At 54.2% G+C, this 19,466-nt stretch carries 19 protein-coding genes and 1 pseudogene; 4 read left to right on the plus strand and 16 right to left on the minus strand.

All coding sequences use genetic code 11. From position 1 onward, the window contains the following. Positions 1-23: 23 nt before the first annotated feature. The 5 genes from CSQ89_RS06455 to CSQ89_RS06480 all read right to left on the minus strand — a co-directional run bounded on the left by CSQ89_RS06455 (position 24) and on the right by CSQ89_RS06480 (position 6,278). Entirely contained in the window at positions 24-1,184 is a 1,161-nt protein-coding gene (locus tag CSQ89_RS06455) for a response regulator (protein WP_099405360.1), read from the minus strand. Further along, a complete protein-coding gene (locus tag CSQ89_RS06460; RefSeq protein WP_099405361.1) occupies positions 1,181-4,288 on the minus strand; it encodes a hybrid sensor histidine kinase/response regulator in 3,108 nt (1,035 codons plus the stop codon). Before CSQ89_RS06460 ends, CSQ89_RS06455 begins: the two co-directional genes overlap by 4 nt. 498 nt (positions 4,289-4,786) lie before the next feature. Next, on the minus strand, positions 4,787-5,290 hold the full coding sequence (locus CSQ89_RS06470) for an acyl-CoA thioesterase (RefSeq protein ID WP_233202976.1): 504 nt from the start codon (positions 5,288-5,290) through the stop codon (positions 4,787-4,789). Continuing rightward, complete coding sequence (locus tag CSQ89_RS06475) at positions 5,287-5,916, minus strand: hypothetical protein (RefSeq protein ID WP_099405362.1); 630 nt, start codon at positions 5,914-5,916, stop codon at positions 5,287-5,289. The genes CSQ89_RS06470 and CSQ89_RS06475 overlap by 4 nt, the downstream gene beginning before the upstream one ends. Next, positions 5,913-6,278 carry a response regulator gene (locus CSQ89_RS06480; protein WP_199065278.1) on the minus strand — a complete coding sequence of 122 codons (366 nt, stop codon included), beginning with the start codon at positions 6,276-6,278 and terminating at the stop codon, positions 5,913-5,915. The genes CSQ89_RS06475 and CSQ89_RS06480 overlap by 4 nt, the downstream gene beginning before the upstream one ends. Positions 6,279-6,451: 173 nt before the next feature. Here CSQ89_RS06480 and CSQ89_RS06485 point away from each other — a divergent pair, with 173 nt between their 5' ends. Continuing rightward, positions 6,452-7,210, plus strand: a complete 759-nt coding sequence (locus CSQ89_RS06485) for a substrate-binding periplasmic protein (RefSeq protein ID WP_158228919.1) — start codon at positions 6,452-6,454, stop codon at positions 7,208-7,210. A gap of 77 nt (positions 7,211-7,287) precedes the next feature. Beyond that, a complete protein-coding gene (gene fumC / locus CSQ89_RS06490; RefSeq protein ID WP_308418123.1) occupies positions 7,288-8,688 on the plus strand; it encodes a class II fumarate hydratase in 1,401 nt (466 codons plus the stop codon). A 238-nt stretch (positions 8,689-8,926) separates the two neighbouring features. Here fumC and CSQ89_RS06495 read toward each other — a convergent pair whose 3' ends face one another. The 11 genes and pseudogenes from CSQ89_RS06495 to CSQ89_RS06540 all read right to left on the minus strand — a co-directional run bounded on the left by CSQ89_RS06495 (position 8,927) and on the right by CSQ89_RS06540 (position 17,563). Then, positions 8,927-9,208, minus strand: coding sequence for a DUF3144 domain-containing protein (locus tag CSQ89_RS06495; RefSeq protein WP_099405378.1), 282 nt, complete (start codon positions 9,206-9,208; stop codon positions 8,927-8,929). A 49-nt stretch (positions 9,209-9,257) separates the two neighbouring features. Next, positions 9,258-10,277 (minus strand): lipoyl synthase, encoded by a 1,020-nt coding sequence (gene lipA, locus CSQ89_RS06500; RefSeq protein ID WP_099405366.1) that lies wholly within the window; start codon positions 10,275-10,277, stop codon positions 9,258-9,260. Between the two features lie 30 nt (positions 10,278-10,307). Then, entirely contained in the window at positions 10,308-10,991 is a 684-nt protein-coding gene (gene lipB, locus CSQ89_RS23675) for a lipoyl(octanoyl) transferase LipB (RefSeq protein WP_099405379.1), read from the minus strand. Positions 10,992-11,081: 90 nt separating this feature from the next. Beyond that, positions 11,082-11,339: pseudogene (locus tag CSQ89_RS23785) on the minus strand (GNAT family N-acetyltransferase); the annotation flags it as partial. 107 nt (positions 11,340-11,446) lie between these two features. Further along, positions 11,447-11,713: a YbeD family protein gene (locus CSQ89_RS06510; protein ID WP_099405367.1), complete on the minus strand. Its 267-nt coding sequence runs from the start codon at positions 11,711-11,713 to the stop codon at positions 11,447-11,449. Continuing rightward, complete coding sequence (locus tag CSQ89_RS06515) at positions 11,710-12,231, minus strand: GNAT family N-acetyltransferase (RefSeq protein WP_099405368.1); 522 nt, start codon at positions 12,229-12,231, stop codon at positions 11,710-11,712. The genes CSQ89_RS06510 and CSQ89_RS06515 overlap by 4 nt, the downstream gene beginning before the upstream one ends. Then, positions 12,225-13,085: a D-amino acid aminotransferase gene (locus tag CSQ89_RS06520; protein WP_099405369.1), complete on the minus strand. Its 861-nt coding sequence runs from the start codon at positions 13,083-13,085 to the stop codon at positions 12,225-12,227. Before CSQ89_RS06520 ends, CSQ89_RS06515 begins: the two co-directional genes overlap by 7 nt. A gap of 65 nt (positions 13,086-13,150) precedes the next feature. Continuing rightward, positions 13,151-14,278 (minus strand): D-alanyl-D-alanine carboxypeptidase family protein, encoded by a 1,128-nt coding sequence (locus tag CSQ89_RS06525; RefSeq protein WP_099405370.1) that lies wholly within the window; start codon positions 14,276-14,278, stop codon positions 13,151-13,153. A 152-nt stretch (positions 14,279-14,430) separates the two neighbouring features. Next, complete coding sequence (locus CSQ89_RS06530) at positions 14,431-16,059, minus strand: methyl-accepting chemotaxis protein (protein WP_139022948.1); 1,629 nt, start codon at positions 16,057-16,059, stop codon at positions 14,431-14,433. Between the two features lie 146 nt (positions 16,060-16,205). Then, on the minus strand, positions 16,206-16,625 hold the full coding sequence (locus tag CSQ89_RS06535) for a hypothetical protein (protein ID WP_099405372.1): 420 nt from the start codon (positions 16,623-16,625) through the stop codon (positions 16,206-16,208). Continuing rightward, entirely contained in the window at positions 16,622-17,563 is a 942-nt protein-coding gene (locus tag CSQ89_RS06540; RefSeq protein ID WP_099405373.1) for a Nudix family hydrolase, read from the minus strand. The genes CSQ89_RS06535 and CSQ89_RS06540 overlap by 4 nt, the downstream gene beginning before the upstream one ends. Positions 17,564-17,675: 112 nt before the next feature. Here CSQ89_RS06540 and CSQ89_RS06545 point away from each other — a divergent pair, with 112 nt between their 5' ends. Further along, positions 17,676-18,521 (plus strand): substrate-binding periplasmic protein, encoded by an 846-nt coding sequence (locus tag CSQ89_RS06545; RefSeq protein ID WP_099405374.1) that lies wholly within the window; start codon positions 17,676-17,678, stop codon positions 18,519-18,521. A gap of 255 nt (positions 18,522-18,776) precedes the next feature. Continuing rightward, positions 18,777-19,349 (plus strand): substrate-binding periplasmic protein, encoded by a 573-nt coding sequence (locus CSQ89_RS06550; RefSeq protein WP_158228920.1) that lies wholly within the window; start codon positions 18,777-18,779, stop codon positions 19,347-19,349. The last annotated feature ends 117 nt before the right edge of the window (positions 19,350-19,466 follow it).

Genomic DNA, 19,466 nt, shown 5'->3' on the forward strand with positions numbered 1-19,466 from the left:
GTACGCACAGCTCGCCTCTCTGCTCACATGATACTTGCAGAGGAAGTCGGTAGTTCAGGTTGGGGCGGCCTGCCTGCTTCATGACCATCCGAGTAGCGCATCGCCACAGCATGAAAGTCGTCTGCAATCTGTAAGAAGGCGTCCACTATGTCTGGATCAAAATGCCGTCCACGCCCCTCACGGATAATCTCTACTGCCTTTTTATGGGGAAAAGGGGCTTTGTAGACACGACGTGAGATGAGTGCGTCGTAGACGTCCCCTACTGCCATAAGACGTGCAGAAACGGGGATGTCATTGCCGGCCAACCCTTCTGGGTACCCACTGCCATCCCATTTTTCCTGATGGCTATAGGCAATCTCCCGCGCCAGGCGAAGAAAGCTGCTGGGCGCATCAAGTAATTTCTCGGCGGTAACAATTGTGTCGCGACCCAGCGTGGTGTGGGTCTTCATCACCTCAAACTCTTCTGCCGTCAGCACGCCGGGCTTCAAAAGTATGTTGTCCGGTATGCCAACCTTGCCAATGTCGTGTAGCGGGGCGGATTTGTAGAGCATCTGAATGGTGTCGTTATCAAGTGCTGTACGAAACTTCGGATGACTCCTCAATTGCATCGCAAGCAAACGTACGTAGTGTTGTGTCCGGAGGATATGGTTGCCGGTTTCGTTATCTCTAGTTTCGGCCAAGGAGGCGAGCGCCATGATGGTGACGTCCTGGATAACCAGCACATCACGTGTGCGCTTCTCGACTTCATCTTGAAGGAAGGCTGCCTTGTCTTCCAGAAAATCCGCCGCCGCCTTGAGTTTCAAGTGTGTTTTGACACGTGCCAGGACAATAGGTGGAGAAATGGGTTTGATGATGTAGTCAACCGCCCCTACGTCAAAGCCCTCCTGCTCGTTTTCATTTTCTTCCATCGCAGTGAGAAAAATCACGGGTATCTTTTCAGTTAGAGGGTTTTCCTTCAACCGCTTGCAGACTTCAAAGCCACCTATACCGGGCATCATTACATCCAGCAGGATCATATCTGGGAGAGAGTCGCCGGCGGTAAGCTGGAGCGCCCGTTCACCGTTGGTTGCAATCAAGACCCGATAGCGGTCTTTCAGCAGACCGTAGAGCAGAGTCAGGTTTTCGGGTGTGTCGTCAACAATCAAAATTGTTTGCAGATCCGTAGCATCAGGCGACCTATTCATGGTGTACCTTCCTCCAGCACAGTGTCGGCTGCCTTGACTACTTGTTGCAGACGATCCAGCGCCTCGACAAAGTTGAAATTGGTCAGTGCTCTTTCAAAGATGGCAAAGTCCCCATCAGGAAATACCGCGCGAATAGCAGGTGCGTGTTCGAGGTAATAACTCAATGCTTCACCATCACTCACAGAAAGCAGCGATACGAGGCGCATTACAAGCAGCGGTGCATCATCCGATGCAGTAACCACTGGCTGTGCAGCTTGGCCGAGGGCATGCTGCAAGGCGGTAACGATGCGTATCAGCTCCTGCGCGACCCGTTGTAACGGCACTTGATTGGCTTCATGTGACTTGATTGCGCGTTCAAGTACCACCGCTGCTGCTTGTAAATCGATGAACCCAATGCTGCCGGCTACGCCTCTGAGCGCATGTATGGTGTGCACAGCCAAATCGTTGTCCCCCTCCGCCAGCGCCACCTCAATGCGAGCCGGCGCATCAGCCTCTTCTGCGGCAAATTGTCGCAATAAGCGTAGATATAGGTCGCGATTGCCAGCAACACGTCGAAGTCCTGCTGCTTGGTCGAGCCCTTCAATCGTCGGAATCACCCGTGCGTCAGTCAACGAACCTGCAACGGCTAAAGGCTGGGTAGTGGGTGCAGATGTGGGTTGGACCCAGCGTCGCAATGTAATAAACATGGCATGTGGATCAATCGGCTTGGAAATGTGGTCCACCATGCCGGCAGCCAAACAGCGCTCTCGCTCTTCATTCAACGCATCAGCTGTGATGGCGATGATGGGTAAGTCCACAAAACGTGCATCGGCGTGTATCAAACGTGCTGCTTCTATGCCATCCATAATCGGCATTTGCACGTCCATCAACACGGCATCGAATACTTCCCTTCCGCTTGCCATAAGCTTGTCCACGGCTTCCCGACCATTACTCGTTACCGAGACGGCGGCGCCGGCACTCTCCAACAACTCAACGGCGATCTGCTGGTTGACCTTGTTGTCTTCAGCAAGCAGCAGGCATATCCCATTCAAACTGGGCAACGTATCTGTAATCGTTTCAAATCTCGCCGAATTACCCAGTTGTGCACCGACTATGCCAAGGATCATATCGAGCAGCGAAGACTGGCTAACCGGCTTGGTGAGAAACCCATTAATGCCGATAACTTCACCGCGAGCACGTACATAATCACGACCAAAGGCGGTAACCATGACGATACGAGCACAACGGTTTAATATTCGAATCTGTCTGATCGTCTCCAGGCCATCCATTTCTGGCATCATCCAATCGACGAACACGATGTCATAAGGATGGTCAAGATCGGCTTGTTGGATGGCTTCGATCGCTTCGGGGCCTGAAGCGCAGGTATTGACCGCGAAGTCCAGTGCACTCAGATGCTCCGCCAATATTTCGCGTGCCGAGCTATTGTCGTCCACCACCAAGACCCGCAGACCCTTCAGTGATTCGGGTAATAATCTGCGGTCCATATCGGCTGACATTGAAACACCCAGCCAAATGTTAAATACAAACGAACTACCCCAACCGGGGGCTGATTCCACCTGAATCGTGCCACCCATCGCTTCAATCAGACGCTTGGCAATGGTAAGCCCCAGCCCAGTGCCGCCATACTTGCGCGTGGTCGAACTATCGGCCTGCGTAAAGGCTTGGAAGAGCTGTGCCGCTTGCGTTTCAGTCATGCCGATACCCGTATCGTGTACACCGAATCGCAGCTGTACTTTGTCGCCAACTCGCTCAAGCAGCGTGATGGTGATGGCTACCTGGCCCTTGTCGGTAAACTTGATAGCGTTGTTGACGAAATTGATGAGTATCTGGCCCAAGCGCAATGGATCACCGATCAAACCTTGCGGTACACCCCTGCCATTGCTGGCTAACAGCTCCAATCCCTTTTCGCCCGCATTTTGAGCCACCATGGCTGAAACGTTGTCGAGCACATCGTCCAGCCAGAATTGCACTGACTCGATGTCAAGCTTGCCAGCCTCGACCTTGGAGAAGTCCAGAATGTCGTTGATGATGCCAAGCAGTGACGTGCCCGCATTATGTATATTGCCAACGTAGTCACGTTGTCGCGCTGTGAGTTTGGTTTTCAATGCTAGGTATGACATACCAATGATGGCGTTCATCGGCGTGCGTATTTCATGGCTCATATTCGCCAGAAACATTGATTTCGCCTGAGTAGCCTCCTCGGCGGCCTGTTTTGCTTCGCGTAAAGCCACAGCGGTAGTAGCAAGGTGGGCGTATAGCTTGCTGTTTTCCAGTAGTAGTACGATCAGCACGAAACTCGCAGCCAGCAGCCCGTATACCCGCCCTGCGTAAAAACCAAGGTCGAAGCGGGCAGCATTGAGGACCGTGGACAGTGCAATGTCACAGACCCAGGCGAACATCGTTACCGCCAGCCACAGGTCAAGCAGGGTACGCATCCATCGCCTGCCAACGATGAACAATCCTATGATGCTCAAGCTCCATACAGTGATAACCACAGCAATCATAAGGGGGGTATAGCGGTTACCTTGCATGATAGGTAGTAGGTAATCCTTACCTAAAGTAGCAACAGAAGTAAGCCCGCAGGCAGCTATCAACGTTGCGGCGATACAGGTGACGATGGCGCGACCAGGGACCAAGCGTAGCGGAGCCGAGTCAGTACGATTGGCCAACAACGCGTATATCGTCACCATGATCGGAAAACCGCCATGCCAGAACATATAAAGCCAAGCGGTAGTTTGCGGCCCCGCGCCAAGCAAGCCTGTTTCAGCAAATAATCCTGGAAAGGTAAGCGCGTGAGCGATTGCCATGAAGGCAGTGAACAGATACCCCGATGCCAGCGCCAAGAGTGCTCGAGAGCGCAAGATATGGAACTGCCCAAATAACAAGGCTGCAGTAATCAGATCATTGATAACGAGGGCTGACTGGTAGGCTGGAATGAAGGCCCATACCTTGCCCAAAGGCAGCTTGGCAAATGGTATGGCAATCGCAAAAAGAATGGCCGATGCAACGATGACACCAAGCGCGAGGCGGACATGATCAGCCGTTGCCGGCAGGGTGGACAAAAATTTGAACTGCTCGCGAGTGGCCAAGTTAGATCGCTGCATAAGCGCCGCACTCTGATCAAACGATAGCGCGGTATCTCCTAACTGAGAGAACGGCTCCGGCCGATGTAGCCGTTACCTCCTAGATAGACAGATAATTTTATTTTCCGCATCCCCCATTTGGGGGAGGGTTGCTAGCATGCCAATAGGGGGTGGTCTGATCCGTTGTGTTGGTGCGTTTCCCATGCTTTTTCACGCACTGTGCCGGCATTAATACCAAGCCAAACGTGCATGAAATTAGAACCTGTCTAAAGTCTCGCGAGCTAGGGCAAGACAAGGCGAAAACAGCCGAGGAAGCGGAGTTTACGCGTGGTAAATGAGCATTTCGAGGGTGTTTTCAACGCCGTATTGCTGATGCAAGGCAGACTTTAGACAGGTTCTTAGACCGCGGACAGCTTAACGTCCAGTCGATGGCGTAGTTAAGATCGTGATCAGGTTTTAACAAAACCAAACAAGCTCGAACGAAGGCAATGCAGCCCGCTTGAATGGTTGATGACACGCCTAGTTGATGGTTTGCTTGAGTGCAGCGCGTTGGGCGGCGTAATCGAGCCGATGCTGCTTGCGTAATTCAGCTTCTTTCCAGCGTCGGCGAGCATCTTCATCGTGCGGTTGCAGCGGTGGCACGCTGACGGGCTTGCCATCGTCGCCTACGGCCACCATAGTGAAAAAACAGCTGTTGGTGTGTCGGACACTGCGTTGGCTTACATGTTCGGCGATGACCCTGATGCCGACTTCCATGGAACTGCGGCCGGTGTAATTGATACAGGCCAGGAAGGTAACCAGTTCACCCACGTGGATCGGCCGGGCAAAGGTGACCTGATCTACCGATAGCGTCACGACATAGCTGCCGGCATAACGGCTGGCGCAGGCATATGCCACCTGGTCGAGCAGCTTGAGAATCGATCCCCCATGGACATTGCCCGAAAAGTTGGCCATGTCAGGCGTCATCAGCACGGTCATGCTGAGTTCTTGCGGAAGTGGGTCGTGTTGGTCCCGGTCGCTCATGGCGTGGAAGTGGTGCCTTCGCGTCGAATGAATCGGTCAGCACCGTGACGCAGGGTATCGAGCGAGGATAAGGTAATCAGAAAGGCCAGAAAGCCTTCAATATGCCGCTTCCCCAGCGTGAACTGGATATTGAGGAACAGCACTGGATTACGTGGGCTATGGGATTCCTGGGCCAGCACTTCGCTGCCACTGCAACTGCGTAGGCGTGGGATATCAAAAATAAATTCTTCATCGAAGATATCGGCCAGGCTCGACAGGCAGGCATTGAACAACAGGTTGCCGATCTCGATCAGTGCGTCGCCTCTCAGCTCGTTGATATCCACGGCTTGTTTTACGTGGGATAACATCAACCGCACGATTTCCATACCATCGTCGTTGGGGAACATCAGTAAGGCGTCACCTTCGAAGCTGCCCTTGAAGGACTGGGACACCGCGCTCACTTGCTGCCATTCAACCATGTTCATGCGGTCTTTCAGTGCATCGATCGAACAAAACCGCATCGCTGGCACCGACAGACTGACATTCTCCCCTACAAGGCCGCCCATGGCGGCGGCAGCCCGGCCCACGCTGATATTGAAAATTTCACACAGCGCATCATGCTGGAGGGGAGTGAGATAGACGTTCATTCTTGCTCCATCATCTCCAGCAGGCGGACGATGGTGGCTGCAGTAACCGGCTTGGGCAGGAACTGCATGCCCAGGGCCTCGGCTTTATCACGGACGTTTGCCTGAACGTTGGCGCTAAGCACGACCACGCGTGCTTTGGGGCGAAGCTGCAAAATACGTTCGCCTGCCGCCAGGCCCGATATGCCCGGCATATTGATATCCATTGTGACGAGGTCGATGGCTTCCTTCTGCACCAAGGCAATGGCGTCTTCACCACTCGATGCCTCGAAGTATCGCCAGTTGGGCCTGCTTTCTTCCAGATACCCACGGACAAGCATCCGGGATACACGGCTGTCATCTACGATCAAGACCTGATTACTCACAAGCCGTCCTTTTCTATTTCAAGGCGCTGAACGGTATTTTCCACTCCTTTGGGCATCATAGTTCAAGCTGCGACGTGTGGTGTCCGCAAGCTATGAATTTGAGGCACGTTTTGGCATCTTTTTTTTGTTAAACACACTAAAACCGTATTAGGTGCATCCATATCGATTTCATCGTGCGTAATCTGCTCCTAATATTGCTGGCATTCCTGGCCTTGAGTTCGCGCGCTCAGCAGACGCTGAGGGTTTGCTATGACAATTGGCCTCCTTATGCCGCCTATGACAACAAGAGCGGCCATAGTGGCATAACAATCGACTTGATTCGTGAGATCTACGGCGCAATGGGTTTGGCGCTGAACTTTCAGTCCGGCACCCAAACCCGGTGCCTGCAGGCTGCACACGAAGGCAAGATTGATGCGATGCTCTTTGCCGACAAGGAAACCCTTCCTACCTGGAAATTTACGACGACGCCGACGGAGTATTGGCTGGTGGCTGCGTGGGTACAGGAGGGCTCAATGCTGAAACGCTTTGATGGACTGGACCAGTTCGCACAGGCGCGTGTCGGTATTGTCAAAAACTATGTCTATCCCCAACAGGTCGGCCAATACCAGAATTGGGAAACGGTTGAAATGACCGACCCAATGGACGGTTTGCGTCAACTTTCCGCCAAACGTATTGATGTGATGTTTGACGATTTGATCTGGGTGGAGCGCGTCCGTAAGGAGCAGCAGTTGATAATCCGCTTACTCGAACCCATCGTTGAGGTCATGCCACAGTTTCATGCTGTCCGACCCGAACTGGCAGCCAAAGTTGCCGAATTCGACCGGGAAGTCCAACGTCGGATAAAAAGTGGCGAGATGGAAAAACGTTATCGCTCGGCCATCGGTCTCAGTTTCGATGCGATCCGCCGTAATGACTTGAAGAATGTACGGTAGTTTCTGCAGGCATCCGGTTTTTCGATCAGTTACTCTTCCGTCTATCTATCCCAGCCAGTGAGATACCCTCCACCATGATCAAGCATCGTCAGGAAACGGACTCGATGGGCAGTATCGCCGTTGAATCCAACCGTTATTGGGGCGCACAGACTCAGCGTTCTATTCATAATTTTCCCATTGGTGTCACTCGCTTTCGGTGGCAGCGCCCCATTATCTATGCACTGGGGGTACTAAAGCGTGCCGCCGCCGAGGCCAATGCCGACCTGGGCGAACTTCCGGTGGATACGGCCAAGTTGATTGTGGCTGCAGCCGACGAGGTAATCAGTGGTGCATTGGATGAGCACTTTCCCTTGGTGGTGTTCCAAACCGGGTCGGGTACTCAGTCCAATATGAATGCCAATGAAGTGATATCGAACCGTGCGATTGAATTGGCCGGTGGGGTATTGGGCAGTAAGACGCCGGTTCATCCCAACGACCATGTCAATCGCGGCCAGTCGTCCAACGATACCTTTCCTACCGCCATGCATATTGCAGTCGTGGCGGAATTACAGCGGCGGTTGTTCCCCGCAGTAAGCCGTTTGCGCGAAACCTTGGCCGCTAAGGCATTCGAACATGCGAATCTGGTCAAGACCGGCCGCACGCATCTGCAGGACGCCACACCCATTACGCTGGGGCAGGAAATAGGCGCCTGGGTAGCGCAGATCGATTTTGGCCTGCAGACTGTCAGAGCCGCGCTGTCCGGCTTGTACGACCTTGCCATTGGCGGCACGGCTGTGGGAACCGGCCTGAATGCCCACCCTAAGTTTGGAGATACGGCAGCTTTTCGCATTGCTGAATTCACCGGCCAGCCGTTTAGAGCTGCACCTGATAAATTCTTTGCATTGTCGGCCCATGATGCGCTGGTCAATACCTCGGCAGCATTACGCACCCTGTCGGGCGGGCTGATGAAAATGGCCAATGATGTGCGATGGCTGGCCAGTGGGCCACGCTGTGGCATTGGCGAGTTGACGATTCCTGAGAACGAACCGGGCTCATCCATCATGCCCGGCAAGGTCAACCCAACCCAGTGCGAGGCCATGACCATGGTTTGCGTGCAGGTGTTTGGCAATGATGCGGCTGTGGCCTTTGCAGGCAGCCAGGGTAATTTCCAACTCAACGTCTACAAGCCGGTGATGGTACACAATGTACTGGAAAGCATCGAGTTGATTGCCGATGCCTGTGATGCCTTCACCGAACACTGTGCTGCCGGAATCGAGCCTGCTCGCGGCAGAATTACCGACAACCTGGACAAGAACCTGATGCTGGTGACGGCACTGAACCGGAATATCGGTTATGACAAGGCGGCTGAGATTGCCAAGAAAGCCCATAAGGAGGGTACGACCCTGCGAGAGGCAGCCTTGCAGTTGGGGTATTTGACCGAAGCGCAATTCAGCGAATGGATGGTGCCGTTGGACATGACACATCCTAGTGCTGGCTGAGCGGTCGGCTAAGAACCTGACTAAATTCTGCTACGCGTCGGCAATATGGTGTTGAAAACACCCTCGGAATGCTCATTTACCCTGTGTAAACTCCGCTTCCTCGGCTGTTTTCGCCTTATCTTGCCTTAGCTCGCGAGACTTTAGACAGGTTCTAGCAGAAAAAAGCCGATGGCAGCATGCTGCCATCGGCTTTTTTACGGGCGCTAGGATGGGATAGTCTAAGCCCCCGTTGATTACCTTACTCCTGATACGTCTCGAAATTCTCGATGTAATCGTCGAAGTTCTCTTCCAACATGGCTTGGAATTGCTTGGTGAAGAAGGCCATCGTCTTGGCTTTGGCGGCTTGCATGTCCTTGCCGGACGAAAATTCCTGCGAGCTTAGCCATGCGGTATAGCGGGCAAAGGCATACATGAAGGAAGCGCTGACCTCGGCAAGCTCCGCATCTTCAAACTGTGTGTTGGCCAGCTGGATATAGGCATCTGCCCTGTCGTAGAACTTGTCGTCAGAATCCTGAGCCATGGTGCGCTTTCTTGTGGTGCTGGGCGTTGAAAATAATAGCTGTGCGAGGTCAAACGCCAGCGCCGTGCGCTTGCTGGTCTGCATGGTAGCTAGACCGAACGAGCGCACCAACCGCAGCATGCTTGAAACCCATCTTGTAGGCTTCCGCCTCAAAGAACTTGAACTGGTCGGGCGTGACATAACGCAACACTGGCAAGTGCGAGTTCGATGGTGCCAGGTACTGCCCAATGGTGATCATGTCGATATCGTGCGCGCGCATATCGCGCATTACTTCGAGGATTTCCTCATCGGTTTCACCCAGGCCCACCATGATGCCGGATTTGGTGGCGACATTCGGGTTACGCGCCTTGTAGTCTTTCAGCAGCTTCAGCGAATGCAGGTAATCCGAACCGGGCCTAGCCTGCTTGTACAGGCGTGGCGCGGTTTCCAGATTGTGGTTCATTACATCGGGCGGTGTTTCGCTGAGGATATCGATGGCGACATCCAGGCGGCCGCGGAAGTCGGGCACCAACACTTCGATCTGGGTGGCGGGTGACAATTCGCGGCTAAGCCGTATGCAATCGGCAAAATGGCCTGCACCGCCGTCGCGCAGGTCATCCCGGTCCACCGAGGTGATCACCACATACTTCAGGCGCAGGGCGGCAATGGTTTCTGCCAAGTGCTTGGGTTCGTTCTCATCCAGCGGATTCGGACGACCATGGCCCACATCGCAGAAGGGGCAACGACGGGTACAGATGTCTCCCATGATCATGAAGGTGGCCGTGCCTTTACCAAAGCACTCACCGATATTCGGGCAGCTGGCTTCTTCGCACACCGTGTGCAGCTTCTGCTCGCGCAGAATGTTCTTGATCTCGTAAAAGCGGCTGCCGCTTGGGGCCTTGACGCGAATCCAGTCCGGCTTCTCCAGCGGTTTGTCGAACGGCACGATCTTGATCGGGATACGGGCGGTCTTGGCCTCCCCCTTTAGCTTGACCCCAGCGATGATGGGGGCAAGCGTAGTCTTGGTAACAGACTCCTTGACGCCTTGTTCGGCTTTCGCGGGCGGGGTGGTGACGACGGGCGAGGACATGCGTGGGTTCTTTCGTTTTCTGCAGCCAGTTCAAACAGTAGCTGGCTTGGCGCTCAGGGCATAGTCGGCGATTGAGGCGGTGCCTTCCAATGCGAGCAAGGCATTGATTTTAGCGGCCAAACGCGGCGCAAGCGAGGCCGGCGTTTCATTCACGCCCAAATCCTTCAGTTGCGTTACGGCCAAACCGGCATAGCCACATGGGTTGATGTAGCTGAACGGCGTGAGGTCCATATCCACATTCAGCGCCAGGCCATGATAGCTTTTCCCATTGCGGATGCGTAACCCAAGCGAAGCAATCTTGGCTTCGCCTTTAGCCATCTGTACATACACGCCCGGTGCATCGACTTTACCGTAGGCGGTGATATTCAGGTCTGCCAACAGTTCGACCAGGCTTTGTTCCAGCCGGCGAACCAGTTCTCGTACTCCGAGTTTTCGACGGCTAAGGTCGACCATCACATACCCTATCAGTTGGCCCGGCCCATGGTAGGTCACCTGTCCCCCACGGTCGATAGGCACGATAGGAATGGCGGTAGTTTGCAGCACGTGTTCCGGCTTACCGGCCTGCCCCTGTGTGAAGATAGGGGGGTGTTCCAGCAACCACAGTTCGTCGGGCGTATCTGGCTGCCGATGCGTGGTGAACTCCTGCATGGCCATCCAGGTGGGGATGTAATCCTGCATGCCCAGCCAGTGGCTCTGCACGACTTCGCTCGCCATCGGCGTGGCATGCTGCCACAGCATCATGGGCACCTTTCTGCCCTCTGGCAGCGACGGCCACAGTCCGAGGGTTCGGGCACCCTGCCGCTGGTAAAACCCCTCAGCTTTAGGTTCGGCGACGATGAACAAGGGCTGGTTGTTGCCCACATGTGCCCGCGCCATGTTGAACATGGTCGTGCCTAACTTCATGCCCATGGCCTCGGGCAGGACCCAGCAATGGTTCAGTTCGAACATGCCGTCTTCCAGCGCTACCATGGCGAACGCCACCGGCTTGTCTGCCAGCTCTGCCACCACACACCAATTGGCTGCCAGATCGGCTTCGGTCACCGTCAGGCCTTCTCGCCACATAACCAGCCATTCGGCCGGGTAGCCCCAGTGCGCCTTGGCCACATGGGATATTCGGGTAAGCGCCTCGGCATCCACCGGGCGGCCCGGCCGCAGGATGAAGGGTGAGCTCACAGGACGTATTTCACCATCGGGTGGGCGGTCACTGCACGGTAGATGGCATCGAGTTGTGCTTGCGAAATGGCGGTCACGGTGACGGTCAGTGAGATGTAGTTACCGCCAGAACTGACTCTCAGCTCAATGTCTTCAGCAGTCAGGTCGGCCGCATGCACCCGTACCAACTCGAAAATGGTTTGCGAAAAGTCGTCGTGGCGTGGCCCCATGATTTTGATGGGGAAACGCGATGGGAATTCGATAATGGTTTCTTTGTCGCTCATGCCAGAGCCTCCGTGGCGGCTCGTAAATCAAGCACCATGTGGTATTCGTCAAATGATTGGCCGTCTATGCGCAGGGCATCGGGCTGAAAGCCCATGTTCACAAACCCCAACTGTATATAAAGCTGGCAGGCAGCCAGGTTGTCGCACGTGACTGAGAGTTGCAGCCAGTCAGTTTCCAAGTCGTCGCGCGCGCTGTTGATCACCGCCTGCGCCAGCTGGCGCCCCAAGCCCTGTTGGCGTACATGGGGGGCGACATACATGGCAAACAGGTTGGTGCGGTGCGCTGATTTTGCCATTCCTTCGCGCCGGGCGGTTGCCGTGCCCAGTAACTCACCATTTTCTTCCGCCACCCAAACCCGGTTGAGTGGGTCGGTAAGGCGTGCGGCGATGTTGCCAAGGGGCATATCACGTTCTTCGTCATAACTACTGCCGAAGGATTCGGGGTTAGCCTGCAGTGCTTCTAGCCGGAGTGCGTGCCAGGCGGTTGCATCTTCTTGGATGGCGAGTCGGATCAGCATGTTATGGGCTTGCGCATAATGGTTTGTTTGAATGCCTGGTAGTAGCTGTCCAGCCTTTGCGCCAGGGGGCCAACCCGGCCATTGCCAACAGGTTTGCCATCCAGTTCGATAATCCCCAGCACTTCCTTGGTAGAACTGGTCATCCATAGCTCGTCAGCATTGCGCACCTCAGTTTCGCTGATGTGACGTACTTCCAAAGGCAAACCGTGCTGCTGCGCCAGCTCAATCACTACATCGTAGGTAATGCCGGGCAATATCAAATGGTCCTTTGGCGGTACGGCGATCACGCCGTTCTTCACCACAAAGATATTACTGGCGGCGCCCTCGCTGAGCATGCCGTCACGAAACATCACGCATTCGGCACAACCTGCTTGCTTGGCCGCTTGGCGCAGCAATACAGCGGGTAGGAGGTTCAGCGATTTAATATCGCAGCGCAGCCAGCGGAAATCAGCATGGCTGATAGCGCGCACCCCCGTGGCTTTGGCTTCCTGGCTGGGTACGACCAGTGGAGCAGGATTGATCAACACGGTTGGCGGTGTGTTCTCCGGAAACGGAAAGTCACGCTCGCCCGCATTGCCGCGGGTGACATGCAGGTAGATGGATAGGTCTTCGTAGTCTTGCTGGCTGATCACCTGCTTAACCAGCGCTATCCATTGCTCTGCCGTATGGGGGTTTGGCAGACCGATAGCAGCCAAGCTTGCCTCCAGGCGACGGATATGTTCGGCGGGCCGGAAAGGTTGGCGGGAATACACCGGAATGACTTCATAAACGCCATCGCCAAACAGGCAGCCTCTATCAAGGGCCGAGATCTTGGCATCTTCAGGGCGGACAAAATGGCCGTTTAAGTAAAGCATCGCTGCCTCATGGTTTGGGGGCGGGGGCATATTGCCCCCATGCCCAGGGTATGGTTAGGCCTGAATCAGTTGAACCAAAGCTTGGTGCTGTCCACCATCCGCCCGAAAAAACCCGCTTCTGGCACTGCAGCAAGTGCTTTCAACGGCAGCTCGCCCAGCGATTGGCCATCCAGGCTGAGTTTGATACTGCCGATGACTTGGCCTGCCTTGATCGGCGCAATCAGCTTAGGCTGCAGCGTGATTTCTTGCTGTACCTTGGTGGCGCCACCCTTCCCAATGGTGAGGTATTGATCGCGGTCGAAGCCTACAGCCACATTGTCGGCCTGGCCTTTGAACACGCGTGCCTGGGTGACCGGGGTACGGGCAGCATAGAGGCGCGGGCTGTCGAAGAACTGAATACCGTAACCCAGTAAGCGGGCGCTCTCGTCGGTCCGGACCCGGTCTGAATTGGTGCCCAGCAATACGCTCAGTACTCGGCGGCCGTCGGCTTTCTTGCTGGCAACCAGGCAATAGCCGGCACTGTCGGTATGGCCGGTTTTCATGCCATCGACTTGTGGATCGCGATACAGCAGTTGGTTGCGGTTTGGCTGGGTGATGTTGTTGTACCTGTATTCCTTCATCGAGTAGATGGGGTAGTACTGGGGGTAGTCACGAATGATGGCAGTGGCCAAGGCGGCCAAGTCCCTTGCCGTGGTGTAGTGCTGGGCGTGTGGCAGGCCGGTGGCATTCATGAAGTGAGTGTTCTTCATCCCCAGCTTGGTCGCCTGCTGGTTCATGAGGGTGGCGAAGGTGTCTTCGCTGCCCGCAATGGCTTCGGCCAATGTGACGCAAGCGTCATTACCGCTTTGCACAATCATGCCTTTGATCATGTCGTTTACCGACACTGGTTTTTTAGGGTCGAGAAACATGCGTGACCCTTCGGTTTTCCAGCCTTTTTCCGATACGGTGAATTGCTGCTCTGGTTTTAGCCGGCCTTCTTGAATTGCTTTGAAGGTCAGGTAGGCAGTCATCAATTTGGTCAGCGAGGCGGGCTCGATGCGTGCATCGGGATTCTTCACCGCCAGTGGGGCACCACTGTTGACGTCGAGCAGAAAATAGGCGTTGGCCGATAGGTCGGGCGCGGGGGGGATGGACAGAGCTGCTGCTGCATTGAGCGAAAAGGCGGCGGCGAGTGCAATCAGAGAGATTTTCATTGGACGGCGTGACCATGGTGTTGCGGAAGCGCCGGATTATAAAGCAAACCGGCAGTCCTCCCAGGGGACCGCCTTGCTTTGATTCAGTTCATTTCCCGCGCTTGTCGCATTGACCGAGCCAACGCGGCACATAAACCCTGCTCCGACAGCACCTAGATATGGAAGCGGTTTACGGCTGTGCGTAATTGTTCGGTCAGCTGTTGCATATGGCTGGTCACTTCGGCAGCAGTATGGGCAGAGCTTGCATTGCTGCTGGCAGTACCTGAAATTCGGCTTACCTGTTGTGAGACGAGATTGTTGGCAAGCGTTTGCTCTTTCAAGGCTGCTGATATGTTTTCGACGACCCCGACCACTCGGCCTGCACTTTCCTCTATGCGCCGTACCGCTTCACCACCTTGACCGGCAAGTTCAACACCAGTGGCTACCAGTTGCACGGCCATCACCATCGTAGACTTGGATTCCTGTGAGCTTTGCTGGATATCGGTAATCATGGCGGTGATTTCGCGAGTGGCATTGCTGGTACGTTCGGCAAGCTTTCGCACCTCATCGGCTACCACGGCGAAACCACGTCCCTGTTCGCCAGCGCGAGCAGCTTCAATCGCGGCATTGAGGGCCAGCAGGTTGGTTTGGTCGGCCACATCATGAATGACATTCACAATACTGGTGATGGTCTGGGTTTTGGCGGCCAGGGTATCGATTACGTCCGAGGTCTGGTGCACGGCTTCGCTGATCAGGTTCATTTCACTCATTGCACGGTCAATCACCTTACTGCCGTCGCGTGAGAGTTGACCTGATTCCAGCGACAGTTTGTTGGCCCGTTCGGCATTACTGGCGATCTGGTTGATGCTTTCCGTCATTTCATTGACGGCAACCGCCATGGATGATGCGGCGTCGTTTTGGCCAACCGAGCCGGTAGACACCTCGGTGGAGCGGGCAGACACGGTTTGGGCCATGTCTCCTATCGAATCGGCACTGGTGCGAATTTGGCGGATCAGCTCGCTGAGCTGGGTTTGCATGCCGCCAATCTGTGCCAGCAGGCTGTCCTTGTCATTCGGGTTGAGTTTGACCGATGTGTCTAGGTGGCCGGCAGCAATACGCTGCACGACCCCGACGGTATAAGCGGGTTCGGCACCAAGCTGTTGAATCAACTTCCCCGCCAGCTTGATACCTACCAGCAACATCACCACGACGGTGGCAATGACGACCACCAGCAAGTTAAAACTATTGCGCCAGAATGCCGCATCGATGTCATCAATATAGATACCGCTACCAATAACCCATCCCCATGGTGCGAAGCCCTTCACATAGGAGATCTTGGGTACTGGTTTATCGGCGCCAGGTTTTGGCCATAGATAGTCTACAAAGCCTTCACCTTTGCTCTGCACTGCCTTCACAAATTCAACGAACAGGAATTTGCCCGCCGGGTCCTTTGTTTCGCTGAGGTTCTTGCCCTCCAGTTCGGGTTTGATCGGGTGCATGACCATCACCGGGGTCATATCGTTGATCCAGAAATACTCCGTCTTATCGTAGCGCAGCGATCGGAGCTCGGTCTTGGCCCTTGCCTGGGCTTCTTCGCGGCTCAGCTTGCCACTTTTTTCCAACTCATAGTGACTGACAACGATGCCATGGGCGACTTCAATCAGATTGCGGGTCTTCTGTTGACGGTCTTCCATCAGCGTAGTGCGTTGACTACCCAGCGCTGTGAGCGCGACGACCAGTAGCCCTACCAGGGCGATCAGTACCAAGGAAAGGAGTTTGGTACGCATGCTGAGTTTATTCACGTTTTTATCTCCAGCGGGTTACCCGTCCGTATATACCTCTACATGGCGTGTTTATAGATAGGTTATCTGGCCGTACACAAGGTGGTGCCGTATTTAAATCGGGTGCTGTGGAGATTGAATATCGAGTGAAAATACGTCAAGAACACCTAAAGGGTCACAAAGGCTACTTCTATACTTTCTTCTGGCAACTCAAGCCTTAACCACCAGTCGCGCCTACCTTGGACGCAGTAGGGCAGGACAATATTGGTCGCCAGGCTGCCATCGGCCTGGGCGGAGAGTGGAAAGGCAATGGCACCCATTTCCATGCCCTGCATGCCGAAACGCACCCGTGCAGCCGGGCGGGTTGGGCCACGCAATACCAGATGGAACGGTTTGAGCATTGAAGGCGCGCTTTGTGCACGAAGCAGGAAGGGTTGGCCACCAATCTGGATAGCGCAGGGTTTTGTCAGATCAGTACACTGGTAGCGAGTTGTTGGACTGGTTTCGGTGGGGCGCAGCGTGTAGCTCAAGGCCAACAAGCCGGCCAGCCCGGCTACCGTCAGGCCGGCTTTCCAGGCTGGCTTCATTGCCATGCCGCACGTAATGCAGCCACACCTTGACCACCGGCCGCCTGCGCTTCTACCAAGTCGAATTCGGTGAGGCCACCGATACCATAAATGGGAAAGGGCCAGCCCTGGCTGACCAGTTCGCTGAAACCTTCCCAGCCCAGCGTGGCACTGCCAGGATGGCTGAGGCTGGGCTTGATGGTGCCCAGGACGACATAATCCAGGCCCAACTCGGCTGCCTTGGCCAGTTCGGTGACATTGTGGACCGAAGCACCGCACCAGCCATCTGGCCGCTGTGTTGTCTGCAATAGTTGGCGTGCCGGTAGGTGTACGCCGGCTGCTCCCAGTTCACGGGCCTGGTCTGTTGCGCCATGCAGTAGCACATTGCAGCTATAGGAGGCTGTAAGGGCCAAAGTTTGCTGGGCAAGCTCGGCATAGCTGATGGCATCGAGCTGCGGTTCGCGCAGCACCAGCCAGCGCAGGCCGGCTTGCAGTTTGGTTTGCAGCTGGGTCAGCCAGGCGTCTGCCCCTAGTTCGGCCACGTTTGAAAAAGCCAGCAGGGGAGGGAGCTGTAGCCCGCGCAGAATCGGTGTATTGGCGGGCAAGACAGGGTCTACCGTAAGTGCACCGGGTACCTGCCAAGCAAAGGCTTGACCTTCATGCGGCTGTGGTTCGCCCTGCCAGTTGGTTACCTTGAAGAAATTGAGCCGGACGGTGGCATGCGGATAGGTAAAGACCTGTACCAGCCAAGGCTGGGCTGTTTCTACCGTAATCCCCATCTCCTCGTGCAGTTCACGCTTGAGAGCATCAAGCGGAGTTTCACCGTTTTCTAGCTTGCCGCCGGGGAATTCCCACCAGCCTGCGTAGGGTTTGCCTTCAGGGCGCGAGCCGAGCAAAAACTGGCCAGAAGGCTGGATCAAGATACCAGCGGCAACGTGAGTAATCTTGGTTATGTTCATGCGTACCACACAATCCAGTTCAGCCTGATTCGGCAGGGGAGTGACATAAAGTTCATCGATTTTTGTACTAATCTGTTTAATTGATTTCTAGGTGTGTTGGCACGTCTTGAAAATGGTCAACCACGTTGCTGTTGCTCATATCGGAGGTTCAGGAATGAAAACATTGCGCAACTGCACTTTGGCGCTTTGTGTCTTTATTGTTCAATTGACTTCGGTCGCTGCAAAGCCTTTGGTAACGTTGACGACGACAGAGTATCCACCCTATATGGGGCAAGAACTGCCGGGCTATGGGGTGTTAAATCAGATTATCTCTGCAGCCTTTGCTCAACAGGGTGTCAAAGTGGAATTTATCTTTCTTCCTTGGGCAAGGGCTTTAGAAGAGGCAAAGTCTGGCCAGACTGATGGTATTACAGGTATGTGGTACACCGCTGAACGCGCTCAATGGTTTAAGTTTGCTAACCAATTGCCGGCAAACCAAGTTGGATTTTTTCGACGAAATGATCGCCCGGAATTGACGGGTTCAATGGCAACCTTGGCCGAGAAACGTCCGTTGGTTGGTATTGTTCATGGTTATGCATATCCAGAACCTTTCAAGGCAGCGAAGTTTCGCACCGAAGCGGCCTGGGATGATGAAGCAAATCTTCAGTTGTTGGTACGTGGAAAAGTTGATCTGGTGTTGATTGATAAGGGTTTGGCTCTGTATTTGATTGCAAAAAAAATGCCTGAACAGACGGGGAGGCTGGTTTGGGTTGAGCCAGCCATTGAAATCATGCCACTGTATGTTGCTTTTTCTCACAAAGTGAAAGACGTTGATCAGACTGTGGAAGTGTTCAATACGGGCCTGGCAGCAATAACAGCCGACGGTACATTAAAAAAAATCATGGGGAAGTATTTTCAGCAAGCCGCGGCACATGAACCAGCTAGTGCTTCTACCTCTCCAGCGCCATCAAACCAATAGGCTGCCATTTAGTCGGATCAGTGGCCTTGTATTCTCTTACAGATGATCGAGATTTAACACATGCCGGTAAATGGGCGTTGTCCAAAAAACATGGGACATCGTACGCTTTCCAAGTTCACTTCACTCTGCATAAGTTTGCTTAAAAAAGGCACAGTCGGATTACGGTTTCCGAGTGCAAAGACCCTGATGAAGATGCATGCAACCGTGGCTCATAACAGACATCACATACACCAACTGTATAGGGGGTCGTCTCTCATGTTTAAGCGCCTTCTTTGCCACTTAGTCTTTATGATTTTCCTGCTTGTTAACGTCGCATTTTCTCAAAAAGTACAGGCGGAGGAGTTGCTACAGTTTGTTACTACCGAATACCCACCTTATACGACTACCAATATGCCGAATGGCGGGGTCATTACGGCTATTGCAACTGAAGCCTTCAAGCGGAGCGGCTACAACATTAATGTAACGATTTTGCCCTGGGCTCGTGCGCTTCGCGAAGGAACCGAGGGGCGTGTCGATGGCATCGTCGCAATCTGGCATTCAAAGGAACGCGAGCAATGGTTTATCTATTCAAATCCCATTGCACCGAATCAGATTGGTTTTTATAAGCGTGTCGATAGTTCGATTAGCTATAAGAAATTGTCTGATTTAAAGCCGTACACTATTGGTACGGTACGTGGTTACGCCAATCCACCAGCATTCGATGAAGCGAAGTTGAACGTAGTAGATGCCGTCGATGACGAAACCAACCTCAGGAAACTTGGCGCTAAGCGCCTTGATCTGGTGTTGATAGACAAGGGCGTAGCGCAGTATTTGATAGATCTTAACTGATGTTACGCAGTAGCTGCGAGAAGCAGCTGTAACTGATCATAAGCCGCGCGGGAGGCGTTGATCAGTAACTTGCGGCAAAGTGCGAATGGGTTCTTCTGCGTCTTGATGCTCAGGCAT

This window comes from Chitinimonas sp. BJB300 (assembly GCF_002735695.1).
Classification (GTDB): domain Bacteria; phylum Pseudomonadota; class Gammaproteobacteria; order Burkholderiales; family Chitinimonadaceae; genus Chitinimonas.